Source organism: Nonomuraea sp. NPDC050404, from assembly GCF_040655495.1.
In the GTDB taxonomy this organism is placed as follows: domain Bacteria; phylum Actinomycetota; class Actinomycetes; order Streptosporangiales; family Streptosporangiaceae; genus Nonomuraea.
Genome location: NZ_JBFAKB010000009.1, coordinates 233998 through 251357, shown reverse-complemented (window position 1 = coordinate 251357; position 17360 = coordinate 233998). Strand labels below are relative to the sequence as shown.

Here is a 17360-nt window from a genome sequence, read left to right as displayed (position 1 = left end):
AGCATATCGCGGACATTGAGGATCTGTTTAGTCCGAGATATGGTGAAGCCGCCAACGGATCGAAGGAGATCATCATGCGGATCGCAGTGGCCGGCGCGACCGGCAACATCGGCGCCCTGACCGTCGCCGCCCTCGAACGGGCAGGGCACGACGTCGTGCGCATGAGCCGCTCGCTGGGCGTGGACCTGGTGAGCGGCGAGGGCCTCGACGCCGCCCTCACCGGCGTGGAGGCGGTCATCGACGCGGTCAACGGCCAGCCGGGCGGGCGAGCGGAGACGGTGGCCTACTTCGGCGGCACCACCCGCAACCTGCTCGCCGCCGGACAGCGGGCGGGCGTGCGCCATCACGTGCTGCTGTCGATCGTGGGCATCGACCGGGTGGACGGCAACGATCACTACGCCGGCAAGCGGGAGCAGGAGAAGCTGGTGGCGGCGGGGCCCGTGCCGTGGACGATCGTCCCGTTCACGCAGTTCCACGACTTCGCCGCGATGGTGGCGTCCTGGACCGAGCAGGACGGCGTGGCGACGATCGCGCCGCTGCTCGTGCAGCCGATCGCGCCCGCAGACGTGGCCGACGTGCTCGCGGAGATCGCGGCGGGCGAGCCCAAGGGACGCCACGCGGACGTCGCGGGACCGGAGCCGCAGGATCTCGTGGACATGGTCAGGCGCACCCACCAGGCACTTGGGCGCGAGGTGAGGCTCGTGCCGACGTGGTCGACGATGTTCGGCCCCGAGATGGCGGGCAACGTGCTGCTGCCCGGCGACGGCGCGCGCATCGCGCCGACCACGTTCGAGGAGTGGCTCGTCAAGCAGTAGGGGCTACCGTGACCCCATGGGGCAGCACACGTTGATAGACCTCTCGCATGTCGTCGAGGACGGCATGACCACCCACCCCGGGCTGCCGGGGCCCGAGACGGCCGACCACCTGTCCAGGGCGGAGTCCCGCGCGCACTACGCTCCCGGCACCGAGTTCCAGATCGGCCGCATCACGATGGTCGGCAACACCGGCACCTACGTCGACACCCCCTTCCACCGGTACGCCGACGGCATGGACCTGAGCGACATGCCCCTGTCCAAGTTCGTGAACCTGGCGGGGACTCTGGTGCCGGCCACCGGCGGGCCGAGGGAGATCGGGCCCGAGGCGTTCGACGAGCACGAGGTCCGGGGCAGGGCGGTGCTGGTGCACACGGGCTGGGACCGGCACTGGCGCACCCCGCACTACGGTCACGCGTCGCAGCCGTACCTGACCCCGGAGGCGGCCGACTGGCTCGTGGAGCACGAGGCCGCCCTGGTGGGCATCGACGCGGTCAACGTGGACGACCTGACCGACCCCACCCGCCCCGCCCACACGAAGCTGCTGGCCGCCGGCATCCCGGTGGTGGAGCACCTGACGGGGCTGGAACGGCTGGCCGGCCGCCCGTTCGTGTTCCACGCCGCGCCGCCCGCCATCCGCGGCATGGGCACGTTCCCGGTACGGGCCTACGCGCTGGTCTAGAAGTACTGCCGGATGCGGAAATCGCGGACCAGCAGCGGGGCGTAGGCGCGGCTGAGCACTTTGACCTTCCTGAGCCGGGTGGCCTTGTCGATCAGCACCTTGACGCATTTGAGGCGCACCTTGTGGTGTCCCGGCGGCGCGTAGCGGGAGATGATGACGCCGTCCCTGGCGAAGCCCCGCTCCGACAGGCCGAGGCCCACCTCGCGGTAGGGCCGCCAGGAGCCCTTCAGGGTGAACGCGGTGGAGCCGACGATCGCGTGGTTCGCGTCGCCGGGACAGTGCAGCAGCACCCTGATCACGTCGTTCTGGTGCGGCGCGTGCGGCATGACCTGGAACGAGGTGAGCTCGCGCCAGTCCGGCGGCCACTCCCCCGCCACGGCGGGAGCGCTCATCAGGGCGGGCACGAGGACGGCGACCGCCAGCACCGGCACGATGCCCCGCATCGAACTCCCCCTTACCCACCGTTACCGATCATTGTCACTTGCCATCCGCCGACCAGGGACGACGCCACGCCGAGAGAGCGCGGCACTCCTGACTGTTACTACCTACAACCCGCCAACAAAGCGGTAAATTTGAACTTTCAACGGGGGTCGGGCATCAGATGCGAGCCTGTCTCATGATGTTCATCGTTGAACAGAACCCTCTTCATCATGATCCACGGACGGCTGGATCGGCTGCGTCCACTCGATGAAGAACGTACCGATTCCCCCATATCTCCGATCGACCTCACGACCGCAATCCGCGCGCACGCCGTCACCCGCGGTACACATCTCGCCGTCGTGGACGGCGAGGTCGCGCTGACCTACCACGACCTGTACGCGCGAGCCCGCGCCCTGGCCACCGAGCTGAGGTCGGCCGGGGTCGCGCCGGGCGACGCCGTGGGCCTGTGCGCCCGCCGCGGCGCCCCCGCCATCGTGTCGATCGTCGGCATCCTGCTGGCCGACGCGGCGTTCGTCCCGCTCGACCCCATGGACCCGCCCGACCGCCTGGCCACCACGGCGCGGGGCGTGAACGTGACCACCGTCGTGTCCCCCACGCGCTGGCAGCCGGTCTTCGCGGAGCTGGGGCTGCGCTGCCTGGCCGCCCCCGGGCACACCGCCCCGGCAGGGGATGAGGAAGAGCCGGGCGTGGCCGGGCCCGACGACCTCGCCTACGTCATCCACACCTCCGGCACGACCGGGCGGCCCAAGGGGGTCGGGATCCGGCGCGGCTCGCTGGCGCACCTGTGCCGCAACATGGCGGCCGCGTACGAGATCGAGCCCCGGGACCGGGTCCTGCAGTTCTCCTCGATCTCCTTCGACAGCAGTGTCGATGAGATCTGCACGCCGCTGTCCGCCGGCGCCACCATCGTCGTCCGCGACGAGGACATGATCTCCTCGCCCGATGCCTTCCTGCAGCGCTGCGCGGAGTTGCGGATCAGCGTGGCGCTGACCACGACCGCGTACTGGCATGAGCTGGTGGACGGCATGCTCGCCGACGACCTGCCGCTGCCGGAGTCGATCCGCCTCGTCCGCATCGGCGGCGAGCAGGTCCGCGCCGACCGCGTCAGGGACTGGCGGCGGCTGCCGATCGACCCCCTGGTCCGCCTGGTGGACGTGTACGGTCCCACCGAGACCACGGTCATCGTCACCTACGACGACCACGCGGGGCCGCTGGCCGCACCCGAGCTCGGCACCCCGGCCATCGGCCGCGCGCTGCCCGGCGTGCTGGCCCGTGTCGTGGACGCCGACGGCGAGCCCGTCGCGCCCGGCGCGGACGGAGAGCTGCTGATCGGCGGCCCCACGGTCGCCGCCGGGTACCTCGGCCAGCCGGAACTCACCGCCGAACGTTTCCTGACCGCCGCCGACGGCACGCGTTACTACCGCACGGGCGACCGGGTACGGCAACTCCCCGACGGCCGGTTCGTCTGCCTGGGCCGGATGGACCGGCAGATCAAGGTCCGCGGGCACCGGGTGGAGCTCGCCGAGGTGGAGCGGGCGCTGCTCGACCAGCCGCAGGTACGCGACGCCGTGGTCCGCTACGACGACGCACGCGGGTCACTGATCGCCTACGTGCTGCCCGCCACCGCGCAGGCGGCGGTCGAGGAGGTTCGCGAGGGTCTGCGCCGCAGGCTTCCGCCGCACTCGGTGCCGTCGTTGCTGATTCCGGTCGAGGTCTTCCCGCTCACCTCGCGGGGCAAGATCGACCTGGCCGCGCTGGCCGCGCTCGACACCGCCTTCCTGGCCGGATCCGAGCCCGGCGGCGAACCGACGGACCGCCTGGCCGCGATGGTGGCGGAGGTCCTCGGCGTCGTGACCGTCGCCCGCGAGGACTCCCTCTTCGAGCTGGGCCTGCACTCGCTGCTGGCGACCCGGCTGGTCACCCGGGTCAAGCGGGAGTTCGGGGTACGGGTGGCGCTGGCCGACCTGTACGCCAACCCCACGGTCGCGGGTCTGGCCGGGCTGCTGGAAGACGTCGCCCCGGCCCCGCTCCCGGACCAGGACACCGACGCCGAGACCACGGGCGAGCTGCCCCTCACCGACTTCCAGCGTGACTCCTGGCTGGCCGAGCAGTTCCGGCCCGGCACCCCGCTGGACACCCTCGGCGTGCGCTACCGGATCACCGGCACCGCGGACGAATCGGCCATCGCCGAAGCGCTGCGTACCGTGGTCGCCCGGCACGACGCGCTGCGCGCGGTGGTCGAGCAGGGCGACGAAGGACCGGTGATGCTCTTCGACACGGGCGATCGAACGCCGCGATTGACAACCGGGCAGACACCGCTGGTCGTCCACGACCTGACCTCGTTGCCGCCCGACCGGCGCACCGCCCGCGCCAAGGAGCTGGCCGAGGAGCACGGGCGGCGCGCGTTCGACCCGAGGACCGGCCCGCTGCTGGCCGGGCTGCTGATGCGGATGGCGGCCGAGGAGTGGGAGCTGGTGGTCGCCGTACACCACCTGGTGTTCGACGGCTGGTCCGCCTCGGTGCTGGCCGAGGAGCTGGCGGCGCTGCTCGGCGGCGGCGACCTCGCCGACCCCGGCGACTTCGCGGGCCACCTGCGTCGCGAGGCGCGGTCCGTACGGGACAGGGCGGGGTTGCGCGAGCACTGGGCCGCCCGCCTGGCGGGCGCCGACACCGAGGTCGAGTTGCCCGCGGACCGGCCCCGCCCGCCGGTACGCACCTTCGCGGGCGCGAAGATCGAGCGCCCGCTGGACCCGGAACTGCTGGAACGCGTCGAACTGGCCGCGCACGAGGCCGGCACCACCACGCACACCTTCGTCCTGACCGCGCTCCAGCTCCTCATCGCGCGCCAGACCGGGCACCACGACATCACGGTCCTGGCCCCGGTGGCGCACCGCGCCGACCCGGAACGCGAGCACACGATCGGCGCGTTCATCAACGTCCTGCCGCTGCGCACGGACCTGTCGGGCGAGCCCGGCTTCGGCACGGCGCTGCGCCGGGCGAACGCCTCCGTGCTCGACGCCCTCGACCACGAGGACCTGCCGCTGGCCGACATCATGGAGGCCGCCGGGGTACGCCACCGCCCGGACCGCGGCCCGCTCAGCCAGGTCATGCTGATCGTCGTGAACACCCCGGCGGCCACCGCCGCGCACGGCGGCGTCACGGTCGAGCGCCTGGGACAGACCTTTCCCGGCCTGACCAAGCTCGACCTGACGGTGACGCTCGACTATCCGGCCGATGGACCGCTCCTGGCCGTGGAGTACGCCAAGGACCTGTTCGACGCGGACACCGCCCACGCCCTGCTCGACCAGCTCCTGACGCTGCTCGACGGCGCGCTCGGCCAGCCGGACGCCGACTGCGGCAGGCTGCCGCTCCTTTCGCCCGACCGGCGCGCGGCGATCCTGTCCGCCGGCATCGGCCACGCGCCCGCCGTGCCGGACGGCGGCGGGGTGCACGAGCTGATCGAGGCGCACGCGCGCCGCGCCCCCGGCGCGCCCGCGATCCGTCACGAGGGCCGCGACACCAGTTACGCGGAGCTGGATGAGGAGGCCGAGCGGCTGGCCCGGCTGCTGCACGCCGCCGGGGTGGGCCGCGGGGACCGGGTGGGGATCCACCTGGCCAGAGGCCCGCAGGTGTTCGCCGCCGTGCTGGCCGCCTGGAAGGCGGGGGCCGCGTTCGTGCCGCTGGACCCCGACTATCCGGCCGAGCGGCTGCGTCACATGCTGCATGACAGCGCTGCCAAGGCGCTGCTGACGGCTTCGGAGGCCGAGTTCGACGGCGTACGGGCGATCAGGTACGACGATCAGGCCCCGCCGGAGGAGCGCCCGCCCGTCGAGGTCGGCGCGGACGACGCCGCGTACATGCTCTACACCTCGGGCACCACCGGAACGCCCAAGGGCGTCGTGGTCTCCCACGGCAACCTCCGCCACGCCGCCGCCATGTGGCGCGAGGCGTACGGCCTGGAGGAGGGCTGGACGCATCTGCAGGCGGCCAGCTTCTCCTTCGACGTGTTCGCGGGCGAGACCCTGCGGGCCCTGTGCACCGGCGGGCGGCTGGTGGTGTGCCCGCGCGAGGTCCTGCTCGACCCCGAGGCGCTGGCCGGGCTGCTGCGGATCGAGAAGGTGGCGGTCGCCGAGCTGGTGCCGACCGTGCTGCGCGGCCTGCTCGACCAGGTCGAAGGCGCCGGGCAGGACCTGTCCACGCTGCGGATCCTGGCGGGCGGGGCCGAGCAGTGGTACGTACACGAGTACCGCCGCGCCCGCGCGCTGGTCGGCCCCGGCGGCCGGGTGGTCAACTCCTACGGCGTCACCGAGGCCACCGTGGACAACGCCTGCTTCGAGGGCGACACGGACGGGCTGCCCGACGGCTCGCCGCTGCCGATCGGCCGCCCTTATCCGGGCAACCGGCTCTACGTGCTGGACGCGTACGGGGAGCCGGTGCCGTTCGGGGTGGCGGGCGAGTTGTGGATCGGCGGCGCGGGCGTGGCCACCGGCTACCACGAACGGCCCGAGCTGACCTCGGCGCGCTTCCGGCCCGACCCCTTCGGCGACGGGCCGGGGGCGCGGATGTACCGCACCGGCGACGGCGCGCGGCTGCGCGCCAACGGCGTGCTCGACTTCCTGGGCCGGCTGGACGACCAGGTCAAGGTCAACGGCCACCGGATCGAGCTGGCCGAGGTCGAGGCGGCCATGTCCGCGCTGCCCCAGGTGCGTACCGCGGCCGCCGCGGTACGCCGGGACGGCCGCGGCCGGCCAATCCTGGTCGGCTACGTGGTTCCGGCCGACCATGACGCCCCGATGGCGCGGCTGCGGGCGGGGCTGCAGGAGGTGCTGCCGCACCACGCCATCCCGGCCCGCATGATGAGCATGGACGTGCTGCCGGTGACCCCCAACGGCAAGGTCGATCGCGCGGCGCTGCCCGACGCGCCGCAGGAGCGGGGCGAGAGCGAGCCCGCCGAGCTGGAGACCGCCACGCAACGCCGCCTCGCCGAGGTGTGGGCGACGGTCCTGCCGGTGCGCGACATCGGTCCCGACGACGGCTTCTTCGAGCTGGGCGGGGACTCCTTCACCGCGTTGAAGCTGGTCCGGGCCATCGAGCCCGCGTTCGGCGTCCGGGTGAGCCTGCTGGAGCTGTACCGCCGGCCCACCGTCCGCCTGCTCGCCACCCACCTCGACACGCTGTCGGACACGGGCCGGGAAAGCACAGGCGACGCGCTGCTGCATCGCCTGACGCCGCCGCTCGACGGTCCCGCCGTCGGGACGCTCGTCTGCATCCCGTACTCGGGCGGCCAGGCCATCTCCTTCGAGCCGCTGGTCCCCGTCCTGCCCCCAGGCTGGAACCTGTACTCCCTGCAGAGCCCGGGACGCGACTGGAGCCGCCCTGACGAACAAGCGCTCCCCCTGGCCGACCTCGTCGAGCGCTGCCTGGAGGAGTTGCGCGCCCTGCCGGGCCCCCTGTACATCTACGGCCACTGCGGCTTCGGCTCGGCCCTCTCCGTCGCCCTCGCCACCCGGGCGGAGCAGGAGGGCCTGCCGCTGCGCGGGGTCGCCATCGGGGCGGTCTTCCCGACGGCCAGGCTCCCCGGACGGGTCTTCGACTGGCTCCAGCGCCGGTTCCCGCTGGACCGCTTCATCTCCGACCGCAGGGTCGTGGCCCAGATCAGGGCGCTGGGCGGCGGCATCCCCGACTTCGCCGACGAGGAGGAGCAGGCCGCGTTCATGCGGGCCGTCCGCCACGACGACCGGGGAGCCGAGGCGTACTTCGCGCACGCGCTCCTGGACGAGGACGCGCCGCGCCTGCGCACGCCGCTGCTGAGCGTCGTCGGCGAGAAGGACCGGGTCACCGAGCTGCATGAGGAGCGCCACCGGGAGTGGGAGCACTTCGCCGAGCGCGTGGACCTGGCCGTCATCCCCAAGGCCGGGCACGGCTTCCTCAAGCACCAGCCCGACCAGCTCGCGCGGATACTCACCGGCTGGGCGGACGACCTGGCCCGGGGCAGAAGCCCGCGGCCGGCCGCGCCGCCGCCCGAGCGGGGCGAGGTGCGGGCGAGCCTGACCAGGTTCGCGGTGGTGGCCGCCGGCCAGTCGGTGTCCATGGTGGGCAACGCGCTCACCCAGCTCGTCCTGACCCTGTGGGTGTACCAGCGGACCGGCAACATCGCCGACTTCGCCTACATCTCCGCGGTCGCCCTGCTGCCCGGCATCCTGGCGGGGCCGCTGGCCGGAGCCATCGCCGACCGCTACGACCGGCGCATGGTCATGCTCGTCTCCGACCTCATCGCCGCGCTGGCCACCGTGGCCGTCGCGCTGCTCGCGACCGGCGGCGGGGATCCCCACATGGGCTACATCTACCTGTTGTGCGGGATCAGCTCCCTGTGCTCGGCCTTCCAGCGGCCCGCGTACGCGGCCGGGGTGGCACAACTCGTGCCCAAACCGTTCCTCGGCCACGCCAACGGCATCAGCCGCCTGGGCGTCGGCGCGGGCACGCTGCTGGCCCCGCTGCTCGCGGCCGGGCTGTTCGGCGAGGTGCCGTTGCAGGGCATCCTGCTGGCGGACGCGGCCACGTTCCTCGTCGCGGGGGCGACCCTGCTGCTGGTCCGCTTCCCCGACCGGCTCTTCCGCCGCCGCGAGGAGCCGATGCTCGCCGAGATCGCGGGCGGCTGGCGCTACATCGCGCGGCGGCCGGGGCTGACGGCGGCGCTGCGGTTGTTCGTCATCGACCACGTCTTCTACACCGCCGGGTTCGCCCTCTTCGTCCCCTTGATCATGATCGAGCACGGGGTCGAGACGCTGGGCGTCGTGCTCAGCGCGGGTGGCCTGGGGGCGTTGCTGGGCTCGCTGGCCATGAGTGCCTGGGGCGGGACGCGCCGCCGTACCACCGGGATCCTGGCGTTCATGTGGGTGAACAGGGCCGGTCAGGTGGCCATCGCGCTCGGCGGTGAGCCGTGGTTGCTGGCCGTGGGCATGTTCACGTTCTTCTTCGCCGAGTCCGTCGTGGAAGGGCACTGGCTGGCGCTGGTGCAGACAAAGGTGGGGCTGGAGTTGCAGGGGCGGGTGTTGTCGACGTACATGACGCTGATGATGCTCACCATGCCGCTCGGGTACGTCGTCATCGGGCCGCTGGCCGACCGGGCCTTCACGCCGCTGCTGCAGCCCGGGGGCGCGCTGGCCGGCTCGCTCGGCCCGCTGCTCGGCACCGGTCCCGGCCGCGGGCTCGCGCTGGTGATCCTGGTCAGCGCGGTGATCCTGGTCGGCTGGACCCTGTACGGCTGGCTCAGCCGCCGCTTCCGCTACCTGGAGGACGGACTGCCGGACGCCGTGCCGGACGCCGAGATCGAGGACCGGGAGACCGAGCAGCGCCGCGCCGACGAACGCCTGCTCCTGCCGGCCGGCAGCCGCTGATTCATCAGCTCGGGGTGGGCCCGCCGAAGAGCTTGTCGATCTCCGGGTCCACCTTCAGGCCGAGGTCCGGCTGACCCAGCCAGTCCAGCCGGACCGACCCGGCCTCCGCGCGCTCCGCCAGCGTCAGCCGCACCGTGTACACGCTCAGCATGAGGGCCTGCAACGAGTCGACGCCGAACGCGGCATCGACGCCGTCGTCTCCGAGGCCCAGGATCTGGTGGGGGCAGCACCAGTCGCCGGTCGTGCTGAGCTCGTCGGGGCGCGGCCTGCCGAACCTGATGGTCACCGGGGTGCGGGCCCCGCCCGCAGCGATGGCCTCCACCTGCCGCTCGGCCACGATCTCGCCCAGTTCGTAGGTAATCTCCATGCCCCACACTCTGCAAGTTCCCCGATCACGACGCGCGCTTTCGATCGGGGTGAACCATTCGGGGCCCGGCGAACGTCGAAGAGTTCGGAAGAACCCGCCGATCGAAGGGGACCCTCATGCGCGCGACCCTCAGGATCGTCGTCATGCTCGGCATCGCCCTGCTGGCCATGGCGGTGGTTCAGGAAGCGGCCTCCGCCGCGACGGCCATCGAATACGGGCTCATCGCCGCGCTCATTCCCTAGACAGCGAAAAGCCCGACCCCTCCGAATAAAGAAGATCATCTGACGGCGACAATCGTCCCGACCCGGTGGGGCCGACATGGAGTCGGCAATAAGCTCAGTGCGCCGACTCGTACTGCTCGACGACGGTGGCGGCGATGCGCCCCCGCTCGCTGACCGGCAGCCCCTGAGCCTTGGCCCAGCGCCTGATCTCAGTGGCCTTCTCGCGGCTGACGGCGCGTGCCGAGGCGCCGGCGCCACGACGGCCGCGGCCGGTCCGCTCGGCACGGACGGCCCGCGCCTTGGTGATAAAGGGCGCCAGAGCCTTCTCCAGCTTCTCCCTGTTGGTCCCCGACAGGTCGATCTCGTAGCTCGTTCCGTCGAGCGCGAACCTTGTCGTCCCCTCGGCCTCACTACCGTCGAGGTCATCGATAAAGGACTCAACAATGCGCTTCGCCATAAGGGTGCTCCAATTAGGTCGCGGTTGCAGGTACTGTAGCCGCCTTCAGCACATCATGCATCACCCAGGGGTGCGTTAGCTGCGCAAACGACTTTACCGAACCCGCGCCCGGTTACGTCGCTCCTTGCCCATCCGGGGCCACTCCGGCGATTCCCCGGGCCCGCATTCTCCGGCGCGGCAGGCGGTTTCGCGCGTACCGACGTCAGAGGTCATCCGATGTCACGGGCGTTGTGGTAGTGACGGGCCGGCACCCCGGTTCACCTGAGCGCCCACCGGATCCGCCTCCCACCTCCCGCGCCCGAAGCCGGGACCACGCGTTGGCGCAAACCGCCGCCAATGGCGGGGAATCCGTGGTATTGAAGTGGAATTAAAACACATCGTGTCCGGACGTCACCGGATGCGTGAGGCGGCCCCCGCGGCTCCCCTCGTGATCAGATGCCGGCATCCCGGTTGTGGGCCGGGAGCGCCTTTCCATCCGATCTCATCCTCTGTCCGGTAATTCGGCGACAGACCACACCTGAGGAGCCGATTCCCATAGATAGTCAAACTGCCGCCCAATAGGCGAACCACCGGTCGTGCGGCTCGTGCGTGAGATCGACGTGCCTATCGGCGAAAGCCGACCGGCCGCGCCCCTCTGTGAGTCCAACGCGGTCGCCGAGCACCGGTCGGACCGCTCCTCCGGGACGAGGGGGCGTCGCGCCGTAACAACGCTCCAACTTCCCGCGGCCACCGCGAATGCGGTGAGCCGTGAAACTTTCACCTCGCACCCGCCTTACCGCCTTCGGCCGTGACCTGGGCGAATACTCGGTCTTCGATCGGCACTGCTGCGACTTGCCGCCCGTTTGCAGGGGATCGGCAACGGACACTTCCTGGGCGCATTCCGGCTGTGCTTAACTCGACCGCACCGGAAAGCGCTTACCCAAACGGTGCGTCCCCGCCCGTCTGGGCTCCGCGGCCTCGGCTTCGGCATGCGCCGGAAGAGGCCACCGTTCAGCACTCATCTTCGAATGGAGTTCGACGTGCGCGAAAACAAACGTCTCAGGAGGCTGGCACTCGTGCTGGCCACCGGCATCGTCACGACGGGCGGGCTGGTGACCGCACTCAACGCGCCGGCCTCCGCCGCCCCGTCCACCGGCAACTACGTGCTGGTCAACGGCGCGAGCGGGCTGTGCGCGACCGTACCTGGGCAGAGCACCGGCGACGGCGTGCAGCTCACGCAGAACGCCTGCTCCGACGCCGCCGGGCAGATCTTCACGCTCACCGCCTCGGGCGGCAACTACCAGATCAAGGCCCAGCACAGCGGCAAGTGCGCGGGCGTGCGCGACGCCTCCACCTCGGCGGGCAAGGCCGTCCAGCAGGAGAACTGCTCGGGGGCCGCCTCCCAGACCTGGACGCTGACCGCCTCGGGATCGAACTACCGCGTGGTCAACTCCAACGGCGGCAAGTGCCTGAACGTCAAGGACAACTCCACCTCCTCGGGCGCCGTGCTGCAGCAGAACTCCTGCGACTCCGCCGCCACCAAGCAGTGGACGGTACGCGCCGCCGGCGGCTCCAACCCCGGCCCCGACCCGACCCCCACCCCGACCATCACCCCGCCCCCCGGCGGCGGTGACGGCAGCGGCTCCTGGCCCTCCAACACCGGCAGCGTGCACCAGACCACCACCCGCGACGCGGGCACGTTCTTCGACGGCGGCATGAAGCGCTACTACGGCATCGGCGACGGCGGCCAGGGCGAGAGCCAGGACCCGATGTTCACCGTGGCCAACGGCGGCACGATCCAGAACGTCATCCTCGACGCCCCGGCCGGCGACGGCATCCACTGCGAGGGCTCCTGCACCATCCGCAACGTGTGGTGGAACGACGTCGGCGAGGACGCCGCCACGTTCAAGTCCTCCAGTTCCTCGGCCACGTACCTGGTGGACGGCGGCGGCGCCAAGTCCGGCTCCGACAAGGTCTTCCAGCACAACGGCGCCGGCACGCTGACCATCAAGAACTTCCAGGTGCACAGCTCCGGCAAGCTCTACCGCGCCTGCGGCAACTGCTCCAGCTCCTACAAGCGCCACGTGGTGATGGACGGCATCACCGCCCGCTCCACCAAGGTGCTGGCCGGCATCAACACCAACTGGGGCGACACCGCGCGCTTCAGCCGGATCACGGTGTACGGCAGCGCAACCATCTGCGAGAAGTACAAGGGCGTGCCGAAGGGCGACGAGCCCAGCAAGATCGGTGAGGGCGCCGACGGCGTGAACTGCCTCTACTCCTCCTCCGACATCACCTACAAGTAACCCGGAGCCTGGGCGCGAGCGGTGGGGGTCCGCCGCTCGCGCTCACCCGTCACCGCGAGCGGCACCGCCATGCCGCTCGCGCTCACCCGTCACCGCGAGCAGCACCGCCATGCCCACGGAGACCAGCACCAGGCCGAAGTTCGGCCAGGCGAACTCGCCGCGCACCACGTAACCGAAGACCGAGGTCGTCAGGACGCCTCCCGACCAGCCGAAGGCGAAGATCAGGGCGGCGCGGGCCCGCCGGGCCGGCAGGGCGGCGGCCACCGCGAGGAACACCGCCACCGCCACGTCGGGCCAGAGGAACAGATTGGCCGGCCGGTGCGCGCCGTCCACGGCCAGGTACACGGCCATGATCAGGCTCAGGGCCGCCGCCACCCCGCGGGCGGCTGTGACAACGTTCATGGCGAACACTCGCTCTCATCCGGATGCCTTGCGGACGAGTGTGCTGGCGCGGCCTGGCGGCGGGAAGCGAGCCCGCTCCCATCCGGGGCCGTGCCACCCGCATCGCGGGGGTGCGGCTACCCGCACCCGCGAACGTTCAGGCGTTCAGATAACGCAGCACGGCCAGGACGCGGCGGTGGTCGTCCGGGCGGGCCGGCAGGCCGAGCTTGGTGAAGATGCCGGTGCAGTGCTTCTCCACGGTGCGTTCCGCGATGGTCAGGCGTTCGGCGATGGCCTGGTTGGTACGGCCCTCCGCCATCAGCGCGAGCACGGCCCGCTCCCGCTCGGTCAGCGTGCGGAGCGGGTCGTCGCCGCCGGTGTGCCGGCCGACGAGCTGGTCCACCACGATCGGGTCGAACGCCGACCCGCCCCTGCCCACCTGCCGTACCGCGGCGGCGAACTCGGCCAGGTCCGACACCCGGTCCTTGAGCAGGTAACCGAGGCCGCGGGCGCCGCCGTCCAGCAGTTCGACGGTGTAGCTGACGCGTACGTACTGGGACAGGACCAGGACGCCCGTGCCCGGAAACGCCCGCCGGATCTGTCTGGCCGCGCGCAGCCCCTCGTCGGTCCGCGTGGGCGGCAGGCGGATGTCGACGACGGCCACGTCCGGGCGGCGGGCCGCCACCTCGGCCAGCAGCGCCGCCGGGTCCTCCACCGTCGCGACGACCTCGAAGCCCGCCTCGGTGAGCAGCCGCGCGACGCCCTCCCGCAGCAGCGTGTTGTCCTCGGCGATCACTACGCGCACGGCAGCGTCGCCTCGATCCTGGTGCCGTGGCCCGGCAGGCTGTGCACGCGCAGGCTGCCGCCGTTGGTCTCGACCCGGCCGGCCAGCCCGCGCAGCCCCGAGCCGCGTTCCGGGTCGGCTCCGCCGTGCCCGTCGTCCCGGATCTCCACCCGCAGCCTGCCGTCCGCCTGGCTGATGGTGACCGCGGCCCGGCCGGCGGCGGCGTGCTTGGCCAGGTTCGCCAGGGCCTCGGCCACCACGTAGTAGGCGGTGGTCTCGACCTCCGCCGGCAGGTCGCCGCTCACCTCGGACGAGACCGCCACCGGCACGGGCGCCACCGCCGCCAGCTCGCGCACCGCGCCCACGAGGCCGCGTTCGGTGAGTATCGGCGGATGGATGCCCTGGGCCAGCGCGCGCACCTCCGCCAGGGCGGCGAACGCGGTGTCCCTGGCCTCGCCGATCAGCGGTCGCGCCCGCTCGGGTCCTGACGCCAGCGCCGCCTCGGCCAGGCTGAGCGTCAGCGGGATCGCCAGCAGCCGCTGCTGTACGCCGTCGTGCAGGTCGCGTTCCACCCGGCGCCGCTCGGACTCGGCGGCGCGCAGCACCTGGGCGCGGGAGTCGGCGAGCTGGCGCAGGCGGGCGCGCAGCTCGGCGGTCAGGCGCTCGTTCTCCAGGGCGAGCGAGGCGGCGGCGCAGGCCGCCTGGATCAGCTCCGGGTCCTCCAGCAGCACCGGGTCGTGGGCGAGCACGGCGAGCGGGCCGTCCCTGTCGACCTTCGTCACCACCTGGCCGGGACCTTCCCGCACGGGATCACCCCCGACGTCGAGGTACGCCTCCGCCTCCGGCACCCAGTACCCCACGCGCAGCGCCGGGTCGTGCAGCGCCTCGGCCAGCGCGGTCTGCAGGGTGGCCGGACGCGGCTCCCCTCCCGGCTCCACCTGTACGCCGTTCAGCCGCACCACCAGCCCCGCTACCCCGCCCCTGTCCATGCGGCGGCGCAGCAGGCTCCAGAGGAACGCCAGCGGGACGGCGGCGAAGGCAACCTGCACGACCAACGCGAGCACGCCCTCCGGCCCAGCCACGGATCCCGGCCCATGCGCGAGCGCGGCCTCCGGTCCGGCCGCGGACACAGGGCCCCGTGCGACCGCCGAGTTGGCTGCGATCTCCAGGGGCTTCCACACCACGAACAGCGCCGTAGCCACCACCGCCGCTACCAGCACCGGCGTGAGTGAGCGGCGCGCGGCCACGCTGCTCCTGCGCAACCGCAGCGCCTGCAGCGCGATCACGGTCACGCCGATGAGCACGAGCGCGACCGTGCCCACGCCACCGATCACCGCGCTCGCGTCAGGACCGGCGAGGTGCCGCGGCCCCATGACGGCCGCGCACAGGTAGCCCAGCCCCACCACCGTCCTGGGCAGCGGGCCGCCCAGCCGGCCGGTGGGGAAGGCCATGACGAGGTGGGCGAGCACCGCCGGCCACAGCCCGGTCATCAGCCCGGCGACCTCACGCGGTACGGGCAGCGGAAGCTGGTGCAGCGACCACAGCACCCCTTCGGCGACCAGCAGCGCCCCGAACCGGCGACCGGCCCGCGACCGCCACGCCACCAGACCCGCGACCACATAACCGGCCCCGGCGACGAACCCGGCTCCGGTGACGGCCGGCGGCAGCACGGCGTACAGGTCCAGAGCGTCGATCGGTGATCGTCCTCTCTCGCTGGCCCGGGGGTGCCTCAGGTCAAGGATACGCAGCGGTCACGCGGGCGGCGGCCGGTCTTATAGCTCACCGCAGTCATCCTTGTGTGGGAGGTTTTGACACAGCCTTGTCACGATCACGGTAACTTTGGGTTGCCTTCCACTCATCCCCTGTTATGGTCCCGTCTTGTCCCTAATTGGGATGCCTTTTACCGAGGAGGAACATGACGAGCACGAAGAAGGCCCTCGCCCTCGCCGCGGCTGTCACCGCTTCCATGCTGGCCTGCGCGACCCCGGCCATGGCCGTGCAGCCGGCCGCGCAGCCCGCGAAGGCCGTCCAGAGCCAGCCGCTGGAGTGGCTGTCCCTTGACGCGCTCACCGGCGGCAAGTTGGTGACCAAGGTCAAGGACCTGCTGGGCAAGGGCTACGTCCCCACGACCCTGAACGTGACGAACGCGGCCAACCCGCAGTACACGTCCTCCTGGATCAAGGACACCACCCGCAAGGTGAACGTCCTGCAGGGCCTGTCGGTCACCGACCTGCCCGCGCGGATCAAGGAGCAGGTCAAGGCGGGCTACCAGCCCACGCTGATCACGGGCACCGGCACCGGCCAGAACGCGGTCTTCGGCGCGATCTTCGAGAAGACCTCGCAGCTGGTCAAGTCGCAGCTCACCATGACGAAGGAGACCCTCGTCAAGGTGAACGCCGAACTGTCCGCGGCCGGCTACAGCCTGGCCTCGCTGGACGTGTACGGCACCGTGGAGAAGCCCCTCTACGCCGCCGTCTGGGTCGCCGGTGGCGCCACGGGCGCCCTGCAGGTGACCCTCGGCCAGACCGTCGAGGAGCGCGGCAAGGAACTGCTGACCAAGGCCAAGCAGGGCCTGCAGCCCGTTCTCATGGCCGTCGAGCCGGGCCAGCTCTACACCACCGTGTGGGGCAAGGTCAACGGCGACCAGAAGGAGCTGCTGGGCCTGTCGAAGCTGGCCCATTCGATCAAGGCGGCGAAGTTGAAGGCGCTGGGTTACCAGCCTGAGGTGCTGAGCTCCGAGGACGGCGTCATCGCGTCGATCTGGAGGAAGGGCTGACCGCCCGGAAGTCGTCGCGAGGCTGAGTCCGGCACAGGATCAGTGTGCCGGACTCGGTCTCTACGATAATGCAGGTCAGCGGCGACTGCGCGCCGCCCTCCCCCGTCAGGCCGGGAACGTCACGCCGGAAACGTCACGCCGGGAAGTCTCGCGGCCGCAGGTCGTCACAACCGCCGGCCAGCAACGTGCGGGCGGTCGATTCGGCCAGCGCCTCGCAGAGCGCCGGGATCCGTTCCCGCTCTTCGAGGAGCAGGAACAACCAGGCGAAGATCGGGCCGAGCAACATCGCGTGCACGGTGGCCAGGTCGGGCAGCCGCGACAACTCGCCCCTGGCCATCGCCCGCTCCAGCACCTCGATGAGGCAGTCGCGCTCGGCCTTGACGAGGCTCCCCGAGAACGCGGCCGCCATGCTCTCGTCCGTGTGCACGTCCGCCAGCAGGGCGGGCACCACGCCGGGCGGCGGCCCCGCCAGGATCTCGGCGATGTTCAGCGTGACCGCCGCCAGATCGGCGACGAGTGAGCCCGTGTCGGGTGGCGGCGCCAGCTCCAGGTCGTGCATGACGGAGGCGAAGATCATCCGTTGTTTCGTGGTGTGACGCCGGTAGATGGCCGCCTTGCCGACTCCGGCCCTGCGTGCCACGGCGTCCACGGTGAGCTGCGCGTATCCCTTCTCGGCGAGCACCTCGCGGACCGCGTCGGCGATGGTCTGGTTCAATGCGCTGTCCCGGGGGCGACCCACTGATCGAGTCATGCATGG

General features: G+C 71.6%; 13 protein-coding genes. 6 read left to right on the top strand and 7 right to left on the bottom strand.

Annotation, left to right across the window (positions count from 1 at the left end; translation table 11 throughout):
• The first annotated feature begins 74 nt into the window (after nt 1–74).
• On the top strand, nt 75–815 hold the full coding sequence (locus AB0I81_RS26205; protein ID WP_360661327.1) for an NAD(P)H-binding protein: 741 nt from the start codon (nt 75–77) through the stop codon (nt 813–815).
• A gap of 16 nt (nt 816–831) precedes the next feature.
• On the top strand, nt 832–1494 hold the full coding sequence (locus AB0I81_RS26200) for a cyclase family protein (protein ID WP_360661324.1): 663 nt from the start codon (nt 832–834) through the stop codon (nt 1492–1494).
• Here AB0I81_RS26200 and AB0I81_RS26195 read toward each other — a convergent pair.
• Nucleotides 1491–1937 (bottom strand): hypothetical protein, encoded by a 447-nt coding sequence (locus AB0I81_RS26195; RefSeq protein ID WP_360661321.1) that lies wholly within the window; start codon nt 1935–1937, stop codon nt 1491–1493. The two genes, AB0I81_RS26200 and AB0I81_RS26195, sit on opposite strands and share 4 nt — an antisense overlap.
• Nucleotides 1938–2123: 186 nt before the next feature.
• Between AB0I81_RS26195 and AB0I81_RS26190 the strand changes: the two genes are divergently transcribed.
• Nucleotides 2124–9332, top strand: coding sequence for an amino acid adenylation domain-containing protein (locus AB0I81_RS26190; protein ID WP_360661318.1), 7209 nt, complete (start codon nt 2124–2126; stop codon nt 9330–9332).
• Nucleotides 9333–9336: 4 nt separating this feature from the next.
• Here AB0I81_RS26190 and AB0I81_RS26185 read toward each other — a convergent pair whose 3' ends face one another.
• Nucleotides 9337–9699 carry a hypothetical protein gene (locus AB0I81_RS26185; protein WP_360661316.1) on the bottom strand — a complete coding sequence of 121 codons (363 nt, stop codon included), beginning with the start codon at nt 9697–9699 and terminating at the stop codon, nt 9337–9339.
• 116 nt (nt 9700–9815) lie between these two features.
• Between AB0I81_RS26185 and AB0I81_RS26180 the strand changes: the two genes are divergently transcribed.
• Nucleotides 9816–9941 (top strand): hypothetical protein, encoded by a 126-nt coding sequence (locus AB0I81_RS26180; protein WP_360661312.1) that lies wholly within the window; start codon nt 9816–9818, stop codon nt 9939–9941.
• Nucleotides 9942–10035: 94 nt separating this feature from the next.
• Here AB0I81_RS26180 and AB0I81_RS26175 read toward each other — a convergent pair whose 3' ends face one another.
• On the bottom strand, nt 10036–10377 hold the full coding sequence (locus AB0I81_RS26175; RefSeq protein ID WP_360661309.1) for an Lsr2 family protein: 342 nt from the start codon (nt 10375–10377) through the stop codon (nt 10036–10038).
• 1019 nt (nt 10378–11396) lie between these two features.
• Here AB0I81_RS26175 and AB0I81_RS26170 point away from each other — a divergent pair.
• Nucleotides 11397–12662: a pectate lyase gene (locus tag AB0I81_RS26170; RefSeq protein WP_360661306.1), complete on the top strand. Its 1266-nt coding sequence runs from the start codon at nt 11397–11399 to the stop codon at nt 12660–12662.
• A gap of 42 nt (nt 12663–12704) precedes the next feature.
• On the opposite strand, the gene AB0I81_RS26165 is transcribed toward AB0I81_RS26170, so the two are convergent.
• From AB0I81_RS26165 to AB0I81_RS26155, 3 genes are all read right to left on the bottom strand, one after another.
• Entirely contained in the window at nt 12705–13064 is a 360-nt protein-coding gene (locus AB0I81_RS26165) for a hypothetical protein (RefSeq protein ID WP_360661304.1), read from the bottom strand.
• 136 nt (nt 13065–13200) lie between these two features.
• Entirely contained in the window at nt 13201–13848 is a 648-nt protein-coding gene (locus AB0I81_RS26160) for a response regulator transcription factor (RefSeq protein ID WP_360661300.1), read from the bottom strand.
• A complete protein-coding gene (locus AB0I81_RS26155; protein ID WP_360661297.1) occupies nt 13839–15497 on the bottom strand; it encodes a histidine kinase in 1659 nt (552 codons plus the stop codon). Before AB0I81_RS26155 ends, AB0I81_RS26160 begins: the two co-directional genes overlap by 10 nt.
• A gap of 245 nt (nt 15498–15742) precedes the next feature.
• Here AB0I81_RS26155 and AB0I81_RS26150 point away from each other — a divergent pair, with 245 nt between their 5' ends.
• Entirely contained in the window at nt 15743–16603 is an 861-nt protein-coding gene (locus AB0I81_RS26150; protein WP_360661294.1) for a hypothetical protein, read from the top strand.
• Nucleotides 16604–16736: 133 nt separating this feature from the next.
• On the opposite strand, the gene AB0I81_RS26145 is transcribed toward AB0I81_RS26150, so the two are convergent.
• Complete coding sequence (locus tag AB0I81_RS26145) at nt 16737–17354, bottom strand: TetR/AcrR family transcriptional regulator (protein WP_360661291.1); 618 nt, start codon at nt 17352–17354, stop codon at nt 16737–16739.
• Nucleotides 17355–17360: the final 6 nt, after the last annotated feature.